19 protein-coding genes and 1 riboswitch are annotated in these 22,363 nt (G+C 61.3%); of the genes, 6 read left to right on the forward strand and 13 right to left on the reverse strand.

Going from position 1 to position 22,363, the window contains the following annotated elements; translation table 11 throughout:
• Positions 1–45: 45 nt before the first annotated feature.
• Genes glyS through ISX84_RS20880 form a run of 3 tightly spaced genes read right to left on the reverse strand, consistent with a single transcriptional unit; the run spans position 46 to position 3,799 of the window.
• Positions 46–2,310, reverse strand: coding sequence for a glycine--tRNA ligase subunit beta (gene glyS / locus ISX84_RS20870; protein WP_195822350.1), 2,265 nt, complete (start codon positions 2,308–2,310; stop codon positions 46–48).
• Positions 2,310–2,831, reverse strand: coding sequence for a DUF6446 family protein (locus tag ISX84_RS20875; RefSeq protein WP_195822351.1), 522 nt, complete (start codon positions 2,829–2,831; stop codon positions 2,310–2,312). The genes glyS and ISX84_RS20875 overlap by 1 nt, the downstream gene beginning before the upstream one ends.
• Positions 2,828–3,799 carry a glycine--tRNA ligase subunit alpha gene (locus ISX84_RS20880; protein WP_195822352.1) on the reverse strand — a complete coding sequence of 324 codons (972 nt, stop codon included), beginning with the start codon at positions 3,797–3,799 and terminating at the stop codon, positions 2,828–2,830. Before ISX84_RS20880 ends, ISX84_RS20875 begins: the two co-directional genes overlap by 4 nt.
• Before the next feature lie 162 nt (positions 3,800–3,961).
• On the opposite strand from ISX84_RS20880, the gene ISX84_RS20885 reads away from it, so the two are divergent.
• Complete coding sequence (locus ISX84_RS20885; protein WP_195822353.1) at positions 3,962–5,740, forward strand: serine protease; 1,779 nt, start codon at positions 3,962–3,964, stop codon at positions 5,738–5,740.
• Between the two features lie 137 nt (positions 5,741–5,877).
• Complete coding sequence (locus tag ISX84_RS20890; RefSeq protein ID WP_195822354.1) at positions 5,878–6,159, forward strand: hypothetical protein; 282 nt, start codon at positions 5,878–5,880, stop codon at positions 6,157–6,159.
• Here ISX84_RS20890 and ISX84_RS20895 read toward each other — a convergent pair.
• The 5 genes from ISX84_RS20895 to metZ all read right to left on the reverse strand — a co-directional run bounded on the left by ISX84_RS20895 (position 6,153) and on the right by metZ (position 12,105).
• Complete coding sequence (locus ISX84_RS20895; RefSeq protein ID WP_195822355.1) at positions 6,153–7,748, reverse strand: thiamine pyrophosphate-binding protein; 1,596 nt, start codon at positions 7,746–7,748, stop codon at positions 6,153–6,155. The two genes, ISX84_RS20890 and ISX84_RS20895, sit on opposite strands and share 7 nt — an antisense overlap.
• Position 7,749: 1 nt before the next feature.
• Positions 7,750–9,198 carry a TrkH family potassium uptake protein gene (locus tag ISX84_RS20900; protein WP_195822413.1) on the reverse strand — a complete coding sequence of 483 codons (1,449 nt, stop codon included), beginning with the start codon at positions 9,196–9,198 and terminating at the stop codon, positions 7,750–7,752.
• Positions 9,199–9,258: 60 nt separating this feature from the next.
• Positions 9,259–9,498: a hypothetical protein gene (locus ISX84_RS20905; RefSeq protein ID WP_195822356.1), complete on the reverse strand. Its 240-nt coding sequence runs from the start codon at positions 9,496–9,498 to the stop codon at positions 9,259–9,261.
• 167 nt (positions 9,499–9,665) lie between these two features.
• Positions 9,666–10,769, reverse strand: coding sequence for a GTP cyclohydrolase FolE2 (folE2, locus tag ISX84_RS20910; RefSeq protein ID WP_195822357.1), 1,104 nt, complete (start codon positions 10,767–10,769; stop codon positions 9,666–9,668).
• 154 nt (positions 10,770–10,923) lie between these two features.
• Complete coding sequence (gene metZ / locus ISX84_RS20915) at positions 10,924–12,105, reverse strand: O-succinylhomoserine sulfhydrylase (protein ID WP_195822358.1); 1,182 nt, start codon at positions 12,103–12,105, stop codon at positions 10,924–10,926.
• 60 nt (positions 12,106–12,165) lie between these two features.
• A riboswitch (SAM riboswitch) is annotated at positions 12,166–12,242 on the reverse strand.
• Between the two features lie 116 nt (positions 12,243–12,358).
• Between metZ and ISX84_RS20920 the strand changes: the two genes are divergently transcribed.
• Both ISX84_RS20920 and ISX84_RS20925 read left to right on the forward strand, forming a co-directional pair.
• Positions 12,359–13,357: an alpha/beta hydrolase gene (locus tag ISX84_RS20920; protein ID WP_195822359.1), complete on the forward strand. Its 999-nt coding sequence runs from the start codon at positions 12,359–12,361 to the stop codon at positions 13,355–13,357.
• A gap of 169 nt (positions 13,358–13,526) precedes the next feature.
• Positions 13,527–14,252, forward strand: a complete 726-nt coding sequence (locus tag ISX84_RS20925) for a Crp/Fnr family transcriptional regulator (RefSeq protein ID WP_229884473.1) — start codon at positions 13,527–13,529, stop codon at positions 14,250–14,252.
• Here the strand turns inward: ISX84_RS20925 and ISX84_RS20930 are convergent.
• From ISX84_RS20930 to ISX84_RS20945, 4 genes are all read right to left on the reverse strand, one after another.
• On the reverse strand, positions 14,245–14,859 hold the full coding sequence (locus tag ISX84_RS20930; RefSeq protein ID WP_195822360.1) for an inner membrane-spanning protein YciB: 615 nt from the start codon (positions 14,857–14,859) through the stop codon (positions 14,245–14,247). The two genes, ISX84_RS20925 and ISX84_RS20930, sit on opposite strands and share 8 nt — an antisense overlap.
• 9 nt (positions 14,860–14,868) lie before the next feature.
• Positions 14,869–15,771 (reverse strand): EamA family transporter, encoded by a 903-nt coding sequence (locus tag ISX84_RS20935; protein WP_195822361.1) that lies wholly within the window; start codon positions 15,769–15,771, stop codon positions 14,869–14,871.
• Between the two features lie 103 nt (positions 15,772–15,874).
• Positions 15,875–17,263: a signal recognition particle-docking protein FtsY gene (ftsY, locus tag ISX84_RS20940; RefSeq protein ID WP_195822362.1), complete on the reverse strand. Its 1,389-nt coding sequence runs from the start codon at positions 17,261–17,263 to the stop codon at positions 15,875–15,877.
• Between the two features lie 68 nt (positions 17,264–17,331).
• Positions 17,332–19,032, reverse strand: coding sequence for an NAD(P)H-dependent oxidoreductase subunit E (locus ISX84_RS20945; RefSeq protein WP_195822363.1), 1,701 nt, complete (start codon positions 19,030–19,032; stop codon positions 17,332–17,334).
• A gap of 217 nt (positions 19,033–19,249) precedes the next feature.
• Here ISX84_RS20945 and ISX84_RS20950 point away from each other — a divergent pair, with 217 nt between their 5' ends.
• Together ISX84_RS20950 and ISX84_RS20955 are read left to right on the forward strand one after the other, a co-directional pair.
• Positions 19,250–20,329, forward strand: a complete 1,080-nt coding sequence (locus ISX84_RS20950) for an alkane 1-monooxygenase (protein WP_195822364.1) — start codon at positions 19,250–19,252, stop codon at positions 20,327–20,329.
• Between the two features lie 4 nt (positions 20,330–20,333).
• Complete coding sequence (locus ISX84_RS20955) at positions 20,334–20,747, forward strand: hypothetical protein (RefSeq protein ID WP_229884474.1); 414 nt, start codon at positions 20,334–20,336, stop codon at positions 20,745–20,747.
• 7 nt (positions 20,748–20,754) lie between these two features.
• On the opposite strand, the gene xseA is transcribed toward ISX84_RS20955, so the two are convergent.
• A complete protein-coding gene (gene xseA, locus ISX84_RS20960; RefSeq protein WP_195822365.1) occupies positions 20,755–22,296 on the reverse strand; it encodes an exodeoxyribonuclease VII large subunit in 1,542 nt (513 codons plus the stop codon).
• Positions 22,297–22,363 lie beyond the last annotated feature (67 nt).

Consider the following 22,363-nt stretch of genomic DNA (forward strand, 5'->3'; position numbering starts at 1 on the left):
GATCGGCTGGCAAGGCTTTCTGCGCGCCGTTGGACGGGCCCAGTCTCAGCCCTCGATGCGCGTCAGATCGGCGACGGATGTGCAGAGTTTCGTGATCCGGCTCAGCAGGTTCAGCCGGTTGCGCCGCACCGTGGCGTTATCGGCATTGATCATCACCGCCTCGAAAAACGCATCAATCGGGCCGCGCAGTCCCGCAAGTGCGGTCATGGCCGTGGCAAAATCCTGCTGTTGCAGCGCCGGTTCGATCTGTGCCTCGGCCTGGTCCAAAGCGGCAAAGAGCGCGCGTTCTTCGTCGGTCTCTGCGAACTTGACATCGGCGCCGTAGGAATACTCCACCCCATCCGCCGCTTCGGCCTGCGTCAGGATATTGTTGGCCCGCTTGAAGCCCTGAATGAGGTTTTCCCCATCCTCGGTTTTGAGCGCGTCCGACAGCGCCCGCGCGCGCTTCACCAGCAAGGTCAGATCGTCATTCCCCTCCATCGCGATACAGGCGTCGATGATGTCATGGCGGATGCCTTGGTCGCGCAGGTAGACTTTGAGGCGGTCATGGAGGAAGGTAAGTAACTCATCCTCGTGTGACACGAATTTTTGAACGTCAAAAGCTGCTATATGTTCCATGAATGCCCGCCGACTAGCGTCACGCTCTTTCTGAGACGTATGCTTTTCACGAAGCGCAGCTTGGAGTTCATAGAATTCATCAAGTGACTTAGCTCCAACACGTTTCATAGCGTCAATATCAGCCTGCCATTCAGGATCTTCCCACTCCTTTTTCAAATGAGAGAAATGCTCATCAATAGATTGGGAGAAGAGCTTCAAGAGTTTCAAACTGAGCCTGTTATCCAACACTAACCGAATGCCACCCAAAGCCGCCCTTCTCAGCGCGAAAGGGTCCTTACTCCCAGTCGGTTTCTCGTCAATCGCCCAAAAGCCCGTCAGCGTATCGATCTTATCCGCAAGCGCCACGGCCACCGAAACCGGAGCGGTCGGCACATCATCAGACGGCCCCAGCGGCGAATAGTGTTCCTCGGCCGCGGCCGCAATCGCAGCCTCTTCACCCGCCGCTGCAATGTAATAACGCCCCATAAGCCCTTGAAGTTCTGGGAATTCGTAAACCATTTCGGAACTCAAATCGGCCTTCGCCAGCCGTGCCGCGCGTTCGGCTTGATCAGCATCCGCCCCCACCATCGGGGCCAGTTCGCGCGCCAGCGCGGCGATGCGGTCGATCCGCTCCGCTTGCGTGCCGAGCTTGGCGTGAAAGGTCACGTTTTTCAGCTGCTCCAGCCACGGTTCCATCCCCGCCTTGGCCACGCGCAGGTCGTTCTCCCAGAAGAACTTCGCATCCGCCAACCGGGCCGAGAGCACCTTTTCGTTGCCCGCCAGAATGGTCGCGCCATTGTCCGCCGTCTCGCGGTTGGCCACGGTGATGAAACGCTCGATCCGCCCGGTTTTCGGGTTGCGGACGGAGAAGAACTTCTGATGTTCTTTCATCGAGGTCTGCAGCACCTCTGGCGGCAGGTCCAGAAAGTCATCGGCGATCCGGCCCATCAACACCACGGGCCATTCGACCAACCCGCTGACCTCTGCCAAAAGTCCCTTGTCCTCGACCACCTCCAGACCGCTGGCAAAGGCCATATTGGTGGCGTCATGCCAGATTGCATCCGCGCGTTCAGCGGGGTCGAGCACGACGTAGGCACGCTTGAGCTTTGCCGTGTAGTCATCGAAAGTCACGACGGAAAACCGGTCAGGCGACATGAACCGATGCCCCGCGGTTCGATCCCCCGCAACGATCCCCTCGATCTCCAGCGGCACCACCTCTGCCCCGGCCTCGTCGCTCAGGATGCAGAGGATGGAATGCAGGGGGCGCACCCACCGCAAAGCGCCCGCGCCCCAGCGCATGGACTTCGGCCAGGGAAAGGTACGGATCGTCTTTTCCAACACTTCCGCGACGATCTCCGCCGCGGGCTGCCCCCGTTTCTCGATACGCGCAAACAGCACGGGGCCTTTGGGTGTCTCACGCTCTTCCAACTGGTCGCGTGTCAGCCCGGCACCGCGCAGGAAGCCTTCGATCGCCTTTTCGGGGGCATCGGCGCGCGGGCCCTTACGCTCCTCGACCGTTGTCGGGCTGTTGGCCAGCACGCCGTCGATGGTCAGCGCCAGACGACGCGGCGTCGAAAACTCCGCCGCCGACGCATAGGTCAGACCCGCCTCGACCATGCCATCCGTGACCAGCTTTTTCAGATCCTGCGCGGCGCGACGCTGCATGCGCGCGGGAATTTCCTCGGAGAAGAGTTCGATCAACAGGTCGGGCATCAGTTTTCATCCAGTCTGGGGCATTCCTCGCCCACAATCGTTCCGTCGTAGGCTTTTTCGCCACAATCGTTCAGCTCGTGCCAGATATAGCCGCGCCCGTCATCGGTGATCACCACGATGCGGTCCACGCCAAAGGCCACGTTTTTCTGACCCAGGAAAGGCAAGGCCGTCCCCGCCGTAAGCTCGGCAGCAATGGCGGCGGCATCAAAGCAATCAAACCAGGGCGGTGCGTTGCGCGGGGTGGCGCGCGCCAATCCCACATAGGTTTCGGTCAACATCGGCAGGCTTGAGGGCGTCTGGAAACAGGCCCGGAACCGGATCGGCGAGCTGTCGGCATCAATCGCCTGAATCGCCTCTGCCCGAATGGGTTCCGGCTGATCCGAGGTCAGCGAGACCAGCTGCACCTGCGGCAGTTCGGCAGAGGCTTCTTCGTAGAACCCATAGATTTGCAGGTAGTAGAGCGCGGCTCCCGCCACCAGCGCAGAGATCACGATGACGCTGCCGACGATTTTGCCATTCATGCAGCGCTATCCGGTTGCCAGCCGCCGGAGCGGGTCTGCACGAAGGCATCGGCGCACATCTTTGAGAGCGCCCGCACCCGCCCGATATAGGCCTGCCGTTCGGTCACCGAGATCACGCCGCGCGCATCGAGCAGGTTGAACAGATGGCTGGCCTTGATGCATTGGTCATAGGCCGGATGCACCATGATGATGCGCTTACCGGTCTTGGGATCGTCATAGGGCGCATCGAGGATTTCGCGGCAGTGCGTCTCTGCCTCGTCGAAGTGACGCAGCAGCACGTCTGTATCCGCAACGTCGAAATTCCAGCGCGCGTATTCCTCTTCGGTCTGCTTGAACACATCGCCATAGCTGAGCGGGATCGGTGAAACTTCTCTGCCGTCAGCGCCCCTGCGGAGCGACGGATCGTTGAAGGGCATGTCCATCACATGATCAACGCCCAGCACATACATCGCCAGCCGTTCCAGACCATAGGTCAGCTCGCCCGACACGGGGTGGCAGTCATGCCCACCAACCTGTTGGAAATAGGTGAACTGGCTCACCTCCATCCCATCGCACCAGACCTCCCAGCCCAAGCCCCAGGCGCCCAGTGTCGGGCTTTCCCAGTCATCTTCGACAAAACGGATGTCATGCAGCGCCATATCGATGCCGATAGCCTCCAGCGAGCCGAGGTAGAGATCCTGCAGATCGGGCGGGCTGGGTTTGATCAGCACCTGGTATTGATAGTAGTGCTGCAGCCGGTTCGGGTTCTCGCCATAGCGCCCGTCTGTCGGGCGGCGCGACGGCTGCACGTAGGCCGCAGCCCAGGGTTGCTTGCCCAACGAGCGCAGGGTCGTCGCGGGGTGAAAGGTTCCTGCGCCCACTTCCATGTCATAGGGTTGCAGCACCGCACAGCCCTTGGCCGCCCAGTAATTCTGGAGCCGCAGGATGATTTCCTGAAAGGATTTCGGCGCAGTTGTCGTATCGGACATGGGGGTGGTGCCTCGGGCTGGTCTTGCGCGCCTTTCCTACGTGTGTGTGCCGGGTGCGTCAATCGCGCCACGGCTGATATTTTGAGCCTTCATCATATGGTAAACAGAGCGTTTTCCTGATTATGTATGCCGGATTTCCAAAGCCCAGAGGTGAGCGGTCAAATGATGCGGTTTTTAATGGTATGTGTGGCGCTTTTTGCCACGGTCGGACAGGGCGCAGACGCGCAGTCTGCGGATGCGGTGGTCTGGGTGCAGATCGAAGCACAACCGAACCTGCAGGACGGGCTTGAGCGGGCGGAGGATTACGCCCGCAGGCTCGAAGATGTGAACGGCTTTGCCCTGGGGGGCGGGTGGTTCGGCATCGTGCTGGGCCCCTATACCACCGAAGATGCACAGCAGGTTTTGCGTGTTTACCGTGCCGAAGGGCTGATCCCGCGCGACAGCTACATCGCCTTCAGTACGTCGTTGCGTCAGCAGTTCTACCCGCAGGGTGCGGATTTGTTGCGGCGCGGCGCGCTGACATCCCCGGCACCGCAACAAACCCCTGAGATCACCGCAGAGGAACAACCTGCCCCGACCGAAGAAACGCCAGAAGTGCTGGAGCAGGTCATTGCCGTGCCCGATGAGACACCTGCCGAGGCCCGCCGCAGCGAACGGACCCTTACTGCCGAGGAACGCCGCGGCCTGCAAATCGCGCTGCAATGGGCCGGGTTTTACGACGCCGCGATTGATGGCGCTTTTGGCCGGGGCACGCGCAGTTCGATGGCCGCTTGGCAGAGTGCCAACGGGTTCGAGGACACCGGCATTTTGACAACGGCGCAGCGCGCGGCGCTGCTCGGACAGTACAACGCTGTGCTCGAAGGATTGGATCTGCAGCGCGTGACAGACAGCAAAACCGGGATCGAACTGGTGCTGCCGACGGCGCTTGTCGCACTGGATCGTTATGAGCCCCCCTTTGCTCAGTTCAACGCAAAGGATGACGGGGTCGCGCGGGTTCTGCTGATCAGCCAGGCAGGCGATCGAAACACGCTCACCGGCCTCTACCAGATCATGCAGACGCTGGAGATCGTGCCGCTGGAGGGCGAACGCTCTCTGGACCGCGACAGCTTTATGCTCATCGGACGGAACGACGAAATCGTCAGCGAAACGCGTGCGCGCCTGGAAGGCGGGCAGATCAAGGGCTTCACGCTGATCTGGCCTGCGGGCGACGAGGAACGGCGGACGCGCGTTCTGGCCGAGATGCAGGCGAGCTTTACCCGGCTGCCCGGTGTGCTGGATGCGGCAGCAGGCGATGCAGCGGGCCAGCAGATCGATCTGATCGCGGGCCTGCAAATTCGTAAACCGCGCCTGTCCCGGTCCGGATTTTACGTGGATGGGCGTGGCGCGGTGGCCACCACATCCGATGCGGTGCAAAGCTGCACGCGGATCACGCTGGATGAGGAAATCGAGGCCGAACTGAGTACGGTGGACGCCGGATTGGGCATCGCCATCCTGAAACCCGCCCAGACGCTTGCCCCGCCGCAGGTCGCGCAGTTCAGCGCGATCCCACCGCGGCTTCAATCCGACGTGGCCGTGGCAGGGTATTCTTATGAAGGCATCTTGGAAGCGCCCAGCATGACCTTTGGCACACTGGCCGATCTGAAGGGGCTGCGCGGCGAGCAGGACCTGAGCCGTCTCAGCCTGACAAGTCTGCCCGGCGATGCCGGTGGCCCGGTCTTTGACGCCAATGGGAACGTGCTGGGCATGCTGCTGCCGCGTGGCGGTGGCGAACGGCAATTGCCCAAGGAAGTGACCTTTGCCCTCGCAGGGTCCGCCATCGCGCAGGTGATGGAAAAGGCGGGTCTGGTGCCGGGCGCGCTGAGCGGCACGGAAACGCTGGCGCCAGAGGACATCACCACCCGTGCCGTGGGCATGACCGTGCTGGTCAGTTGCTGGGAATAAGCACAAAATCGTCTCAAATCCGCCCTAAAGAAAGGGTCATCTCACGCCCATCCTTTGCGATGCGTTAATCCCCGAACGCCATTCTCTGCTCGCGTGGGGGCGCATCGTATTTAGCTACGAGCATGGAGTGAGTTGAGATGCTTAAACACGTTATGGCGCTGGCCCTTGGCTCGGTGCTGATGCTGCCGGCTTCCGCTGAAGGAACCGCGGCTGGTTCAACCAAAGCGACGCTGGTGACCCACACGTCGCCGATGATGCCGCCTGCAAACTATCGCGGGCAATGGTGGACGTCGCCGGACAACTGCCAGTATTCCCGTGCGGGCCGTCCGGGCGAAACCGTATGGTATCTGATCGTGAATACCGCGCATGAGGGTTGCGCACGGCGCCTCATTCAACGCGCCTATTCCGACTATCAATAACCGGCCAGATCCGGCGCGATGTAGATCAGCGTCGGGCCCTGCGCCGCAAAAGCCTCAGTCACGGCATTCTGAAGAGCCTCAAGGCTTTTCGGAGCCGCCGAGCGGGCCCCAAAGGCCTCCGCCAGCTTACAGAAATCCGGGTTCTGGGCGACAACTGCGTTCGGTGCGATCTGCGCACGGACCATGCTGTCCTCGATCTCTTTCAGCTTGCCGTTGTCCCACAGGATGATCGGCAACGACAGGCCAAGCTCAACCGCGACACCCAGTTCCTGCATCGTGTAGTGGAAGCCATAGTCGCCAATAATCGCCATCGTCGGCAATCCCCGCCGGGCCACGGCCCCGCCAATCGCCGCAGGCGTTGCATAGCCCAGCGTGCCAAATCCGTAAGGATGGTGCCAGTGACCGGGACGGTCCATGTCCCAGACCTCCTTGGCCACATAGGCAAACTGGGTCATGTCGGAATAGATCATCGTGTCCACAGGTACGACGTCGCGCAGTGCATCACAGATGGGCACGATGCCGGGGCGCTCCGCATCTGTTTCCCCCCGCCAACGGGCGCGAGTGCTGGCAATGTCCTCCGCGCGCCATGCCGTCTTTGCCGTCTCCGTCTCCAGCGTCGCCGCAAGCGCGGTCAGCCAGACACGGGCATCTGCCTGATGGACTTCATCCGCCGCACGTGCGCGCGCGAGCACCTGCGGATCAAGATTGACGTAGATGGCCGGACAGGCATGGCCGGGCTCCGCGCGCCACAGGTCCACTTCGGCCAGATCTGTCCCGACAAAGATCGCAAGATCGGCTTGGGCAAAGACGTCAGCACTGCCCGGGCGCGCCAGGGACGCCCCGAAATGCAGTGGATCGTCGGGCGCGACGATCCCGCGCCCGGCATAGCTGGTAAAGGATGCAGCTTTCGACCTCTCAAGAACCGCGCGCGCCGGGCCACCTTGGCCACCAGCCGAAACGGCACCGCCTCCAAAGACAAACAGGGGACGTTGCGCGTTTTTGATGTGCTGTGCAGCCGCCGCCACCGCGTCCTGATGGACGGCAGGCTGGCGCATGGCCGGTGCCGCAGCGGGCGCAGGATCGGCCTCTGCGACAAGCTGTGCAATCGGTACCTGGATGTGCTTTGGCAGAGGGCTTTGCGCCTGAAACTCCGCAAAGGCGCGCGCCACCAGCGCATAGGCGGCATCCGCAGACTGCGCCTCCTCGGACCAGTCACAGACGGTTTCTGCCGCCGCGCGCTGGTCTTTCATCTGGTGCAGCTGGCCCTTGCGATCCGCGACCTCATCAAGGCAACTGGATATGACCAGCATCGGGACGGAATCCGAATAGGCCTGCCCCATCGGCGTCATGATATTGCACAGACCCGGCCCGGTGATCACATAGGCCACCCCGGGCTTGCCGGTCGCCCGCGCATAGCCATCCGCCATGAAACCCGCCCCCTGTTCATGACGCGCCAGCACATGGGTGATCCCCGCCTCTTCGATGCCCCGGTACATTTCCTGATTGTGCACACCAGGAATGCCAAAGATCACATCGACCCCACGGTCCTTGAGCATGTGCGAAATCTGCGCGCCCAGCGGCCTTTGCATATCAGTCTCTCCAGAAGCTAACGGTCAGGATGGCGTAAACCGCCAGAAGTTCGAGGCGTCCCAGCAGCATGGCCAGAGACAACAGCCATTTGGCGGTATCGTTCAGGCCGGAAAAATTGCCCGCCGGGCCGATCCTGTCCCCAAGGCCGGGGCCGACGTTGGAGAGGGCCGTGGCGGCTCCGGAGAGCGATGTGATGAAATCGAGACCGGTCAGGCTGAGCGCGACGGCGAGAAGCCCCAGCGTCACCACGAAGAACATGAAAAAGGAGATCACCGAACTCAGGACATCCTCGCTCACCGGGCGCTTGTCATAGCGCACGACAAAGACACCATTGGGCGAGCGGATGCGCCGCAACTGCATCTTGATGGAGGCAAAGAGCAGTTGGTAGCGAAAGACCTTGATCGAACAGGTGGTGGAGCCCGCACAGCCCCCGATCAAACCGATGAAAAAGAACATCGAGATCGGCAAGGCGCCCCAGGTCATGTAGTTGGCGGAGGCATAGCCGGTGCCCGTCATGATCGAGGTCACGTTGAACAGCGCCTCACGGGATGACTTGCCCCAGTCTTGCGGGAACAGCTGGAACAGAACGGTCGCCATGATGGCCACGATGACGAAGAGTGTCAGGACAAAGACGCGTATCTGGCTGTCCCGCCAGAGCGGGGCGGACTGCCCATTGATCAGCTGCACGTAGCGCACGAATGGCAGGGCTGCGAGGATCATGAAAAACGACGCCGCGATCTCAAGGTTGCCTTTGAAGACCCCGAAGGAGGCATCGTAATTTGCGAACCCGCCGGTGGATACCGTGGTCAGCGCATGCACGGTCGCGTCAAAAGCGTTCATCCCGAGAATAAGGTAACTGAGCGCGCAGGCCATGGTCAGGCCCAGATAGATGGATGAAATCTGGCTGGCGATCTGCCCGGCGCGCGGCAGGATTTTTCCCATGGTATCAAAGGATTCGGATTTGAAAATCTGCATGCCGCCGACACGCAGCTCGGGCAGGAACACCATCGCCACAACGATGATCCCGATGCCCCCCAGCCACTGCAAGATGCCACGCCAGAGCAGCAGCCCCTTGGGTAGGTCCTGCAGGCCGGAAAAAACTGTGGAGCCCGTCGTGGTCAGCCCCGACATCGCCTCGAAAAATGCATCGACAAAGCGGGCCTCGGTTGCGCCGAAGACAAAGGGCAAGGCGCCAAAAAGCGGCAGGGCCACCCAGACGCCCGTGGTGAGCAGGAAGGTCTGCTGGATCGTGAGGCCCTCTTTGACGCCATTGGCGCAGGCCAGCGCGATCAACCCGCCCGCCAGCATGGTAATCAGTGCCGACTGGATGAAAACCGGCCAATGATCGCGGCCTTCCGCGATATCGACCAGCATCGGCAGCAACATCGCCGCGCCCAGCACGGCAACCAGCAATCCGATCACATATCCAACAGGGCGCACGTCCAACATGCGCGCAGGGTTGGCTGCGCGCAGCGGCAGTGTCAAGCGGATGCGATACGCACCCTCGCGTCAGATGTAATAGAGGTCGTGAAAGACGTGGTGAACGATATCGTCACGCTTAATGTTCATCGCCGCCAGCTCTTCATCGGATTTCGCCTGCAGCGCCTGCACCTTGTTGACGCGCGCGGTGTAAGAGCTCGACACGATCATCGCTGTGCCGACGGAGGACAGGAAACCGCGCACTGCGCCGTAGATACCGTGGAGTGCACGACCGAAACCGCTGTCGATGTGAGTAGATTGATACGCCATTGGAGATCCTTACTTAGTGTTAAATCTCCTCCCGTTGCGACTAACATAAGGGGTTGCTTCTCAAATGAGAATTGCAACTTCTGCATAGCCGCTATCGGATTATGCCGCGCCGCAGCAAAAAGCCGCACCCGAGAAGGGCGCGGCTTTACCGGTTCTTAAGAATTACATCAACCGACGTGGAACAGCGTGTTGAAAAGCTTTGGATCAAGGCTTTCGGCAGCGAAGGTGTCGCCTTCCACCAGAATGCTGACCGCGTCGTGGCTGTGCAGGCTTTCCTGATGGCTGGCGATGATCCTGAAATCACCGACCCGCACGTCGGCCTGCATCTGTTCGCAGAACAGCCGCGCCGCATCTTCGACAAAGATCGGGTTGGCCGCGTTCAGCTCGGCAAAGGCCTGTTCGTCCTCACGCTTGACCATGACCTGCGTTTCCGTGGGCACGGCGCGGCGGCAGGCTTCGATCAGATCCTCGAACCACAGACATCCCGCGTTTTCATCGATCTCCACCGACACGCGCGCGACAGAGCGTTGCGAGTGTGGCGTGGCCAGCTGCCCGCGGGTGGCACGCGCATGTTCTGACAACTCCAGGGAACAGGGGCAGGTCGACGAATAGACATAGTCGAGGTGCATGATCTTCTTGCGCACGCCGCCCTGCTCCACCAGTTCCAGCGCGATATCGTAATACTGATAGCCCGACAGACCGGAGCGCAGGCTGTCGACTTTCATCGGAAAGCTGAACCGCATCTGGATGCGTGCGTCAAAACTCTCCAGGTCGGTGATATAGTCGTCCAGCGCACCCTCGATCACCTCAAAACTGAAGGTCTCTTCAGCGTGTTTGTAGAACGACCGCATGATCCGGGACATGTTGATGCCCTTTTTGTCGGCCTCAAGGCTGACAGAACCGGTTACCGATGTCTCCAGCGTCAGATCGCCATTGTCCCGGGTGTGAAACCGGATGGGCAGCCGGAAATTCGAAATGCCCACATGCTGGATCTGCTGTTTCGCGCCACGAATGAGGCTGGACGGCCCGTTCTGCAAATCGGGCAGCGTGGATTTATAGCCGTCATCGGTTGCAAAATCTTCGGGGTAGTCCCGTGAGAACGCCGGATAGGCGACCGTGTCGCTGCCCGGAATCAGCCGCGCAACTGACGGGTCCAATTCGAGAATTTCAGTGGTCGTCGCGCCTTTTGCCCAGTTTCGGAGGATGGCGAGTGCTGTTTCTGCTTCCTCGCGATCCGGTGTGGCATCAAGTACGGGTGTGTGGATGTTCATCGCTATGTCCCTCATGACGGCGTCTGGCTTAAAGATAGGGCGCGCAGGCGGCCCGGCCAACTCTCCTCACAAATACGTCAGGATCAAGCAACAAGATCAGTTTTCACACAAAATTCCTGACAAGGGGAAAATTTGGCGTGCGTTGTCAGTTTCGTCAGGCCTTCTCCAGCGCTTGCAGAATGTCAGCCACCAGGTCCTCGGGGTCCTCGATGCCAACACTGATACGCACCAGACCGTCCGTGATCCCCAAGGCATCCTTCTGATCCTGCGGCAGACGCTGGTGGGTCGTGGTGGCCGGGTGGGTCATGATGGTTTTTGCATCCCCCAGATTGTTGGAGATCACACCAACCTCGATCGCGTTCAGAAAGCGAAAGGCCGCCTCCTTGCCCGCGTCCAGATCGATCGACAACACCGTGCCGCCCTGCCCCATCTGGCGCTGCACCAAGTCATGCTGCGCGTGGCTGTTATGGCCGGGGTAGATCACCCGCGAGAGTTTTGCGTGACCCTGCAATGCCTCGGCGATGGTGGTTGCATTGGTGGTCTGGGCGCGGACCCGTAGATCGAGCGTCTCCAATCCTTTAAGCATCACCCAGGCGGTGAAGGGGCTCATCGATCCGCCCGTGTGCTTCATGTAAGGCTCAACGGTCTTGCGGATGAACTCCTGCGTGCCAAGGATCACGCCCCCCAGCGCGCGACCCTGCCCGTCAATGTGTTTGGTCGCAGAGTAGATCACCACGTCTGCACCCTGTGCCACGGCGTCTGACCAGACGGGCGTCGCAAAAACGTTATCCACCAGTACCTTGGCGCCTTTTGCGTGGGCAAGTGCGGCGACACCGGCGATATCCACAACCTGCAGCGTTGGGTTCGAAATGGATTCGAAAAACACCGCTGCGGTGTCGTCCCGAATGGCCGCTTCCCACGCCGCGAGATCGGTGCCATCGACAAAACTCACCTCGACACCAAAGCGGCTCAGCACCTCTTCGAGGACATAGAGACAGGACCCGAACAAGGCGCGGGCGGACACGACATGATCACCGGCCTTGAGCATCGATGTCAGCGCGCCGGACACCGCCGCCATGCCCGAGGCGGTTGCAAACGCGTCTTCCGCCCCCTCCAGCGCGGCAATGCGTTCTTCGAACATCGCAACTGTCGGATTGCCGTAGCGGGCGTAGATAAACTCATCCGGTCCGGCTTCGAGAAACCGCGCCTCGGCGGCCTCGGCCGTGTCGTAGACAAACCCCTGTGTGAGAAAAATGGCCTCGGATACTTCGCCATATTGGCTGCGGCGCGTGCCACTGTGGACGGCGCGGGAGCGTGGTTTCAAATCACGTGTCATGTCTTCATCTCCAGCCCTCATAGGGCACAAAAAAACCCCAGACGCGGTCAACGCGACGGGGTTTCCTCATCGGTGACCTTTTAGCGGAATGTTTAAAGTGGCCCGCAATCCGGTAACAAATCGCCACGCGGGCACAGCTAGAACAAAGGGTGTTGCGCGTCAACACCGTCACGGTGCTGTAACAGTAAATTCATGCCCCTGTCGTATGCATTTGAGATAGCTCAACCACAACATCTTGTAGAAGGGGCAGGCCATGCCGTTGCTCAGGATCAACGCCCGTGACGGGATGCTGACACTGCACCGTGGGGCGACACCGGTACCTGACGCAGTCCGGGCGACACGCGCCGCACCCGGCCCCGCGATCATCATGATCCATGGGTACAAATACGCCCCTGAGAGTATAAACCATTGTCCTCATAAGAAAATATTTCGTGACAGCGCGCACGGTTGGCCCGCGTCGCTGGGATACAATACCGGCTTGCCAGAGGAGGGTCTGGGCATTGCCTTTGGCTGGTACGCACGCGGCCCGCTTGCGCAGGTGCACCGCCGGGCGGCAGATCTGGGGCGGGCCCTTGCACAACTGGTGGAGGCTCTGAAAAGCGCAGCCCCCAAGAGGCCCGTTCACATCATCGCGCATTCCATGGGCGTCGAAATCGCGCTGTCCGCGCTTGGGCACCTACCGTCGCAGGCCGTTCAGCGCATGGTGCTGCTGACGGGTGCAAGTTTTACCAGCCATGCGGAGGCAATGCTGCGCACGCAGGCCGGGCGCTCGGCGGAAGTCTTCAACATCACAAGCCGGGAAAACGATCTTTTTGATCTGGCGTTCGAACGTATGGTTGCCGCGCCGGGCGGACAAGATCGGGCCATCGGCCTCGGCATCGATCTGCCAAATGTCGTCAACCTGCAACTCGACTGCCCGGACACGCTGTCATGTCTCGCGACCCTGGGACTGCCCCTCGCGCCGCCGGAACGGCGCGTGTGCCACTGGTCCAGCTACAGGCGCCCGGGCGTAATGGCGCTCTATGCCCGGCTTCTGCGCGATCCCCACGGCCTGCCGCAGACACAGCTGGCCAAGCTCTTGCCGGACACGCCGGAACCCAGGTGGTCACGCCTTGTCAGACCGTCCGCGCAGGCCCTGCCCAACGGCTTCGGCGCGAGCGCCCTTGCGGCAGCGGCTCAGGTTTTGCGCACCAGAATCGGGTTGTTTCAGACCGCCTCGACCGGCGTCAAACCCAAAGAACCTGCGTACTGAACGCCTGAAGACCACAGGGATGTCGCGCCACAGCGCCGCCTCACGCCCGCGCGTAATTTGCAACGCCACGCTGCAAATCCTGCACTTTGGCGCACAAGGTGATGATTTTCTTTGCTTAAACGCGGGATTTTGGCGCAAACTCGCCAAACGTTTCTGAGGGCTGCCGAAATTGACCGTAAATGAGTGGATGTATTCGCCAGGAATACTCGTCTATCTGGCGGGCGCGCTTTATGTGGCCGGGCTCGTCACCATCAACCAGATCGTGCTGCGCCTTTTAATCCTGACCGGCACCTCCGTGTACATTCTGTACTATGCCACCGTCGCCGCCACACCCCTGTGGGAGGCGATTTATGTCAGCGTGATGATTGGTACCGCGAACCTGATCGGCCTCTCCAGCCTGCTCGCGCGCAGATCGCGGTTGGCGGTCCCGCGGGCGCATGCGGATATCTACCGCGATTTCCCGCCCCTGCCACCAGGAGATTTCCGCAGTCTGATGAAGCTGGCAAATCGGTACAAGGTCGATGATGAACGGCAGGTGACCACCGAGGGAACAGCCGGTTCGCGGCTTTACTATGTTATCTCCGGCGCGACGCGGGTGCAGAAAGGCGATAACGAGTTCATAATGCCGCCCCAGTTCTTTCTGGGCGAGATTGCTTTTCTCATCGGGCAACCCAGTTCGGCCTCCACCTGGTTGGAGCCGGGTGCAGAGGTGCTGGAATGGCGCTTTGAGGATCTGCGCCAGAAATGCAAACGCAGCTCGCGGTTTCGCCTTGCCCTGGAGGCGGCGATTTCGGTCGATCTGGCCCGCAAGGTCGCACGCGCCATCGGCCCCAACTCGGTGCGCCCTCGCCCGCCGGTCAAGTCAATGGTGGCTGATGAGTTGATGTTTAGCTAGGGTCTTCGCTTTCATCCGTGATCAGATAGCTTTGCAGCGTGGTGAACTGCCACATCAGAAAAGCCATCAATGCCACCGGGAACCCAAAGGTTTCGATCTTGACCCAGGCATCCGTGGACATTGTGCGCCAGACGATTTCATTGGCCACGGCAAGGGCGGCAAATGCCGCACAGAGCCTGCGGGTCAGGATCATCCAACCTTCCTCCCGCATCGGCATCATCTCGTTCATCACATAGGCCAGATAGGATTGCCCCCGCAGCAGCCCGATGCCCAGCAGCGCGGCAAACAGCCCATAGACAATCGTGGTCTTCATCTTGAAGAACCGCTCGTCGTTGAACCAGGCGGTCAGCCCGCCAAAAAAGATCACCATGACAGCCGTAAAGACCTGCATCCGGCTCAGCTGTCCGGTCAACCGCCAGAGGATTGCCATGGCCACCAGCAGGATCGGCACAAAGACCAGGGCGGCCACGATGAAGCCTGTGTACTCGGTGCCGCCGATCACGAAGGTGTCTTCCTTGATCCGCAGGTAGATCAGGAAAAACAGGATTGTCGGCCCCAGTTCGAGCACCTGTTTCACAATCGGGTTCACCGGTTTCGCGTCTGCCATCAACTCTTCCTATCCACCCATCTCAACTATCACAGCCCCTAGCGCAATCAATGCCATCAGGGCAATCCGTCGCGGGCCGACGGTTTCTTTCAGAAACAGCCATCCGATCACGGCCGCGAAAACAGTCGAGGTTTCGCGCAGCACGGCCGCCTCGCCCACCTTGTCGAGCCGCGTGGCCATCATGACAGCGCCAAAGCTGAGCGGTGCAACCAACCCGCCAACCAAGCCGCGCGCCATCAGCGGGCCCAAGGTGGGCCGATCAGTCATGCGGACCCAGCGCAGGGCGGCGATAAAGGGCATGAAAAACCCGTCGATCATGAAAAACCAAGCCAGGAAGGTAAAAGGGTTCGCCGTTGCGCGGATGCCGTAAGCGTCATAGGTCGTATAGAGAGCCACAAAGAGACCGGTCAGGACCGCCAGCCCAAGCGCCGCGTTCAGCGTCTCCCGCTCTGACACCAGGAACACCATGTTGTAGATCGCGAGACCAAAGATCCCGGCCAGCAAAACCGCCACGCCGATCCATTGAACGCCCGTGAAGGTTTCACCAAAGATCAGATAGGCGCCGATCACCGTAAAAAGCGGCCCGGTGCCACGCACAACCGGGTAGACGACCGTATAGGCCCCCTTGGTATAGGCCCAGGCCTGCAAGAGTTTATAGATCACATGGATTACCCAGACGGCGGCAAAGATCGGCCACATATGCGCTTCCGGCCACGGCACAACGAAGAGGGCAAAGGGCACCGCCATGGCCATGTAGCAAAAATCAATGGCGCCGCGGGTCAGCCAGGGATCATGTCGGCCCTTTTGCAGCGCGCCAAAGACCGCGTGCAAAAAGGCCGCCATCAAGGCAAGCCCTAGCGCCACCTGATGACCTGTTTCGGTCCCTTCGATTGAAATCAGCCAGTCCGTCACCCTGCGCCCCTGCCAATCGGTGGCCTGAAGCCCACCTTACCTGCTGGTTTAGAGGGTCGTGACAGGCAGGTAGGGTGGGCTTCAGCCCACCGTTGCTTCGTGATCATGCGCGCTCAAGACCCATCAAGGCATCGGCAAAGTCTTCCGGATCAAAGGCATCCAGATCGTCGATCTGCTCTCCTACGCCGATCGCATGGATCGGCAGGCCGAACTTGTCTGCCAGTGCCACCAGCACGCCACCCTTTGCGGTGCCGTCCAGCTTCGTCATCACCAGGCCCGAAACGTCCGAGATATCGCGGAACACCTTCACCTGATTGAGCGCGTTCTGGCCGGTGGTGGCATCCAGCACCAGAAGCGTGTTGTGCGGTGCGGACTCGTCTTTCTTGCGGATCACCCGCACGATCTTGGCCAGCTCTTCCATCAGATCCGTGCGGTTCTGCAAACGGCCCGCCGTGTCGATCAGCAGCAAGTCCGCGCCATCGGCCTGCGCCTGGGTCATTGCGTCAAACGCCAGGCTGGCCGGATCAGAGCCTTCGGGCGCCGTGAGCACAGGCACGCCAGCGCGCTCCCCCCAGACCTGCAACTGTTCGACCGCCGCCGCGCGGAACGTGTCACCCGCCGCAATCACGACCTTCTTGCCTGCCGCGCGGAATTGGCTGGCCAGTTTCCCAATCGTAGTGGTTTTGCCGGACCCGTTGACGCCAACCACCAAAACCACCTGCGGTGTACGGGGATAAAGAGGCAGAGGTTTGGCCACCGGGTCCATGATCCGGGCAATCTCCGCCGCCATAAGCTCCTTGATTTCCTGAACCGACAGTTTCCGGCCCAAGTGCCCCTCTGCCATGTTCGCCACAACCCGCAGCGCCGTATCCACGCCCATATCGGCGGTGATCAGCAGTTCTTCCAGCTGCTCCAGCATCGCGTCATCCAGCGTGCGGCGCACCACGGTTTTGTCGCTAGAACGGCCCATCAACCGACCAAGAAGGCCCGGCCTTTTGCTATCCTCTGGTTGCGCCGTTTGCGTCAGCGCCTCGGCGACCGGCGCGGGATTGCGCGGCAGAACCGTCGGTTCGGGTTCGGGTTCGGGTTCGGGTTCGGGTTCGGGTTCGGGTTCGGGTTCGGGTTCGGGTTCGGGTTCGGGTTCGGGTTCGGGTTCGGGTTCGGGTTGAAAATCTTCCACAGTAGGGCGTGGGTCAACAGCTTCCTGTACCTCTTCGGATGTGGCTTCTGTCAAGGCTGGCTCTGCTTCAAGCGGCGCAGACACCACCTCATCGGATACAACGGTCTCGTCGGCTGCTACCTCTACCTGCGCGTCGATTGGCTGCGGTGCTTCTGTGGGACGTTCGGGGCTTTCCTGGACGGGCTGCGCCTCCGGCACGTCGGGTGCGACGGCCTCTTCAACGCCACCCTCTTCGACAATCGCCTCAAGCCCCTCGTCGATCTTGGACGATGACTTGAACAACCGATCCTTCAGCTTCTTGAAAAACGCCATGCCTGCCCCCGTAGCCTATGCCCTCATCTAAGGGGATTTTCAGCGGAGGGAAAGAGCCGCGCCCGGTCTCAGATTTCGTCCTGGAAATGCTTCATGACCAGTCGGATGGGGTTCGGCGCCGCCTGCCCCAGCCCGCAGATGGAGGCATCCACCATGGCCGTGCTCAACTCTTCCAGCAGATCCTGATCCCAACTGTCGTGCTGCATCAGTTTCACCGCCTTTTCGCAGCCCACCCGACAGGGGGTGCACTGACCACAGCTTTCGTCCTCGAAGAAGCGCAGCATGTTCAACGCCGCAGCCCGCGCCGAATCGTGATCGGATAGAACAACCACGGCAGCGGACCCGATAAAGCTCCCCAAAGGCTGCAAGGTGTCGAAATCCAACGGCACGTCATTGATGGAGGCTGGCAACAATCCAGAGGACGGCCCGCCCGGCTGGTAGGCTTTGAAGACATGGCCCTCTGCCATGCCGCCAGCGGCCTCGATAATGTCGGTGATCGTCGATCCGGCAGGCAGCAGGTAGACGCCCGGCGCGGCAACCCGGCCCGAAACGGAATAGCTGCGCAGGCCTTTGCGGCCGTTTTTCTCCGTCGCGCTCAGCACCTCTGGCCCCTCACGGCAGATGCGCGCGACCCAATGCAAGGTTTCCACATTGTGCACCAGCGTCGGGCGGCCAAAGATGCCGACCTGCGCGACAAACGGCGGGCGATGCCGCGGCATGCCGCGCTTGCCTTCGATGCTTTCGATCATCGCGCTCTCTTCGCCACAAATATAGGCCCCGGCGCCCCGGCGCAGATCGATGTAGCCGGGCTCCACGATACCGGCCTCTTCCAACGCCTTGATCTCGCGGCGCAATATCTCCAGAACAGCGGGGTATTCATCCCGCATGTAGATAAAGGCCGTCTCTGCCTCAACCGCCCAAGCGGCGATCAGCATACCTTCAAGAAAAAGATGAGGAACGCGCTCTAAGTAGTAGCGATCCTTGAATGTTCCAGGCTCACCCTCGTCACCGTTCACGGCCAGATAGCGCGGCCCCTCGTTGGCCCGTACAAAGCCCCACTTCTTGCCGGACGGGAAGCCAGCACCACCCAACCCACGCAGGCCGGAGGTCATAACCTTGTCCTGAACCGCTTCCCAATCGCCTTGCGTCCGCAAGTCTTTGAGCGCGGCATAGCCGCCTTCGGCCACATAGGCTGCATAGTCCTGATAGGCAGGCACATGGGCGTGGGTGTCCCCGGCCGCAATCGCTGCCTGAACCTTGTCAGGCGTCGCGTGGTCGATATGGGCATGCCCCAGTTCCAGCACCGGGGCCGTGTCACAGCGCCCCATGCAGGGCGCCCGCAAAACCCGCACCTCAGCCGGATCGAGTCCGTCTTCCAGTGCCGCTTTCAGCGCCTGCGCGCCCGCAAGTTCGCACGACAGGGAATCACACACCCGGATCGTCAGCGCGGGGGGCGGCACCTCTCCCTCCTTCACCACATCGAAATGGGCGTAGAAGGTGGCCACCTCATAGATCTCGGCCATCGACATGCGCATTTCTTCCGCCAGGGCGCGCAGATGCGCCGCCGACAGATGGCCATAGTGGTCCTGAATCTTATGCAGATGTTCGATCAGCAGATCGGCGCGGCGCGGCGCATCGCCCAACAGCACCTTGACCTCATCCCACGCCTGGTCCTGCAACTGACGGCCCTTGGTGTGACGGCGGCCCTTGCCCTTGCCCGATTTCCACACCCCTTTCTTGGGGGATTTATCTGCCGTATCCAGTGCCATAGGTCATCGTCTCCGTGCCCCGGGTATCCCCGGCGCGATTGCAAAAGCGTCACGTTGCGCGGACTCTATCAGCCCGATTTGCCACAAGATACTGCCAAACCCACCGCCAGTGAGGACCAGAAACGACACTCTGTGTCTGATCAGAAACTTCTGCGCCCGACCGGAACTGCGCTGACGCTTGGAGCATGAGCGATATCAAGGTACACAGATGTGCAAGATGACCGCGCGCTTTTCTTCCCTTGGTTTTGCCTGCGCCAGCCTTGGCCCGGCGAGCATTCTGGCCCTGGGCGCTATTCTGGGCGCCGGTTGGCCCTATGCGGGCTTGCTCTGCATGACCCTTTTCGTGCTGCTTATGGACAAAACACAGGTGGGCCGGATGGCCAGCGCGGATCAGGCGACCTGGTTGCCGCGCGTCATTGGCGTGGCACATTTCGTTCTGCTGGGCCTCGGCCTCTGGGCAGTGGGCGCGGCGGATCACCTCGACACCGGCCAGAAAATCGCGCTTGTCGCCGGGTTGGGTCTCTATTTCGGGCAGGTGTCAAACGCCTGCGCACATGAGCTCATTCACCGCAGCGACCGCAACATGCGCGCGCTGGGGACAGCGATCTATTGTTCCCTGCTCAACGGCCAGCACGTCTCGGCGCATATGCTCGTGCATCACGTGCATGCGGGCACGGCGCGAGACCCGAATTCGGCGCCTCTGGGCCGGGGCTTCTGGCGGTTCTTTGGTCGCGCGGTGATTGATGAGTTTGTCGCCGGCCTGCAGGCCGAAAACCGACGCAGGCAGGCTATCCACCCCTACACTGTCTATCTTGGGGGCGCGGCCGTATCACTGCTTGCGGCGTTCCTGCTCGGCGGCGGTCTGGCCGTCGTCGGTCTCCTCATCCTCGCGCTGCATGCGCAGATGCAATTGATGCTTTCGGATTATCTGCAACACTACGGGCTGCGCCGGGCGGTTGACGCATCGGGCCGGGTGGAGCCGATGCGCGCCCATCACAGCTGGAACGCGCCGCGCGGTTTCTCGGCTGCATTGATGCTGAACGCGCCGCTGCATTCCGACCATCATATGAATCCGTCGCGCCCCTTTCCGGAGCTGCGGTTTGAGGCGAACGCGATGCCCACCCTGCCGCGCTCCATGCCGGTCATGGGCGCGCTGGCGCTGGTTCCGCCGCTCTGGCGCCGCGTGATGGACCCCCGTGCGCGCAAGTATCAGTTAGTGGCGCAGGCGCATCACGGCAACGTCATGCCGAAAACAACCCAGCAGGCTGGCTCCCAAGCGTCAGGTCTGCCAGAATAAACTGATGATCCCTTTGTCGAAAATCGCTGCGCTGACTGTGACGATCCTAAGCCTGATGTTGGGTCCCGGCCACGCGCAACCCCCGATGAACGCACAGGAATTTGATGAGTATACGCGCGGAAAAACCCTCTTTTACGGGGAAAACGGCGTGGCCTATGGGGCCGAGGAATACCTCGATAACCGTCGGGTAATCTGGTCCTTTCTGGACGGGGAATGCAAATCCGGCACCTGGTACGAGCAGGCCGATCAGATTTGTTTTATCTACGAGGACAACCCCAATCCGCAATGCTGGACCTTCCACACCGAAGAGGGCCGGCTGGTCGCACGCTTCCAGAACGCCCCCGGGATGACGGAGCTCTATGAAGCCGGGGATTTCGACGAGGAGATGGTCTGCCTGGGCCCCCGGATCGGCGTATGAGCCGCGTCTAGAACAGTGATCCCTGTTTCGGGGGTTTCGCGGGCGCCTTGCGCGGGGTCGGCTTGCCGCCAACCGTGACACGACCGTCGGCAAACTGAATTTCCAGCGCAGCGGCGGATTTCGCCGTCTTGCTGTCCGTCACCACGGCACCGTTGCTGCGTACCACGGCAAAGCCACGCTCAAGTGTCGCCTCATACCCCAGGGTTCGGCGCAACCGTTCCACCGCATCGATCCGGCTGCGCCATGTTGCGATGTTGCGCTGACCGGCATCCGAGAGACGGGTGACCAGACGGGCGAAGTCCCGCGCTTTCCTGTCCCGGTCCTGTTGCAGCGTTGCCGGGCGGAAACGCCGGGCCTGTGCCGCCAGCTGTTCCTCCTTGACCGCCATCGCGCGGCGCAGCGCCGGGGCAAGCCGCCCGGACAGTTCGCGCAGGCGTCTCTGTTCGACTGAAACACCGCGAGACAGGGTTGCGGGCCGCAGGGACCCGCTCATGTCCGCCAGCCGCAGCTTGCGTTTCTGCACGCCGGAGATCAGCGCGGGACCAAGACGCCCGCCGATCATATCGAGCCGCTGGCGGGGCGCCTCCAGCAGGCTTTCCGCGCGCGGCAGCGCCCGCGCCATGTCACGCAGACGCTGATCGCGACGTGTCAGCCCCTGGCTCAGCGCCTGCCGCATGCGTGCGTCCTGACCATCCAGCCAGGCCATCAATTCATGGCGCACCGGCACCGCCAGTTCCGCCGCCGCCGTCGGGGTCGGCGCGCGTTTGTCCGATACGAAATCGATCAGCGTCGTATCCGTCTCATGCCCCACCGCCGAGATCAGCGGGATGTCAGAGGCCGCCGCCGCCCGCGCCACGCTTTCCTCGTTGAACCCCCAGAGGTCTTCGACAGAGCCGCCCCCCCGCGCCACGATCAGCAAATCGGGCCGGGGCAGCGCACCGCCCGGTGTCATGGCGTTGAACCCTTCAATCGCGCGGGTCACTTCAGGTGCACATTTCTCACCCTGCACGGCCACCGGCCAGATCAGCACCTTGCGAGGAAACCTGTCGCGCAGACGGTGCAGGATGTCGCGGATCACGGCACCGGAAGGCGAGGTGACCACGCCGATGACCTCCGGCAGGTAAGGCAAGGTGCGCTTGCGGGCCGGATCAAACAGCCCTTCCGCCTCCAGCATCTTCTTGCGCTTTTCCAGCAGCGCCATCAGCGCGCCCATGCCCGCCGGTTTGATGTCTTCGATGACAATCTGATACTTCGACTGCCCGCCAAAGGTGGTCACCCGGCCCGTGGCGACAACCTCCATCCCTTCTTCGGGCTGGGTTTGCAGACGGGCGGAGACGCCTTTCCAGATCACACCGGAAATCACCGCACGGTCATCTTTCAGGTCAAGGTAGATGTGGCCTGAGCGCGGGCGCGACACGCGGCCCACTTCCCCCTTGATGCGCACGTGACCAAACTCGCCCTCAATCACGCGTTTGATCGCGCCAGAGAGCTCGGTCACGGTGAATTCGGGGCTGTTGAGCCCGTCGTCGGGGGCGTCGATCAGATCCATGAAACCTCTGGTGTTGTAACGCGGGTGCGCGCAGCTTAGAACGCCGGGAACCCGAGGCCAAGCAGAT

The sequence above is a fragment of the Roseobacter sp. MH60115 genome, assembly GCF_015644665.1.
In the GTDB taxonomy this organism is placed as follows: domain Bacteria; phylum Pseudomonadota; class Alphaproteobacteria; order Rhodobacterales; family Rhodobacteraceae; genus Roseobacter.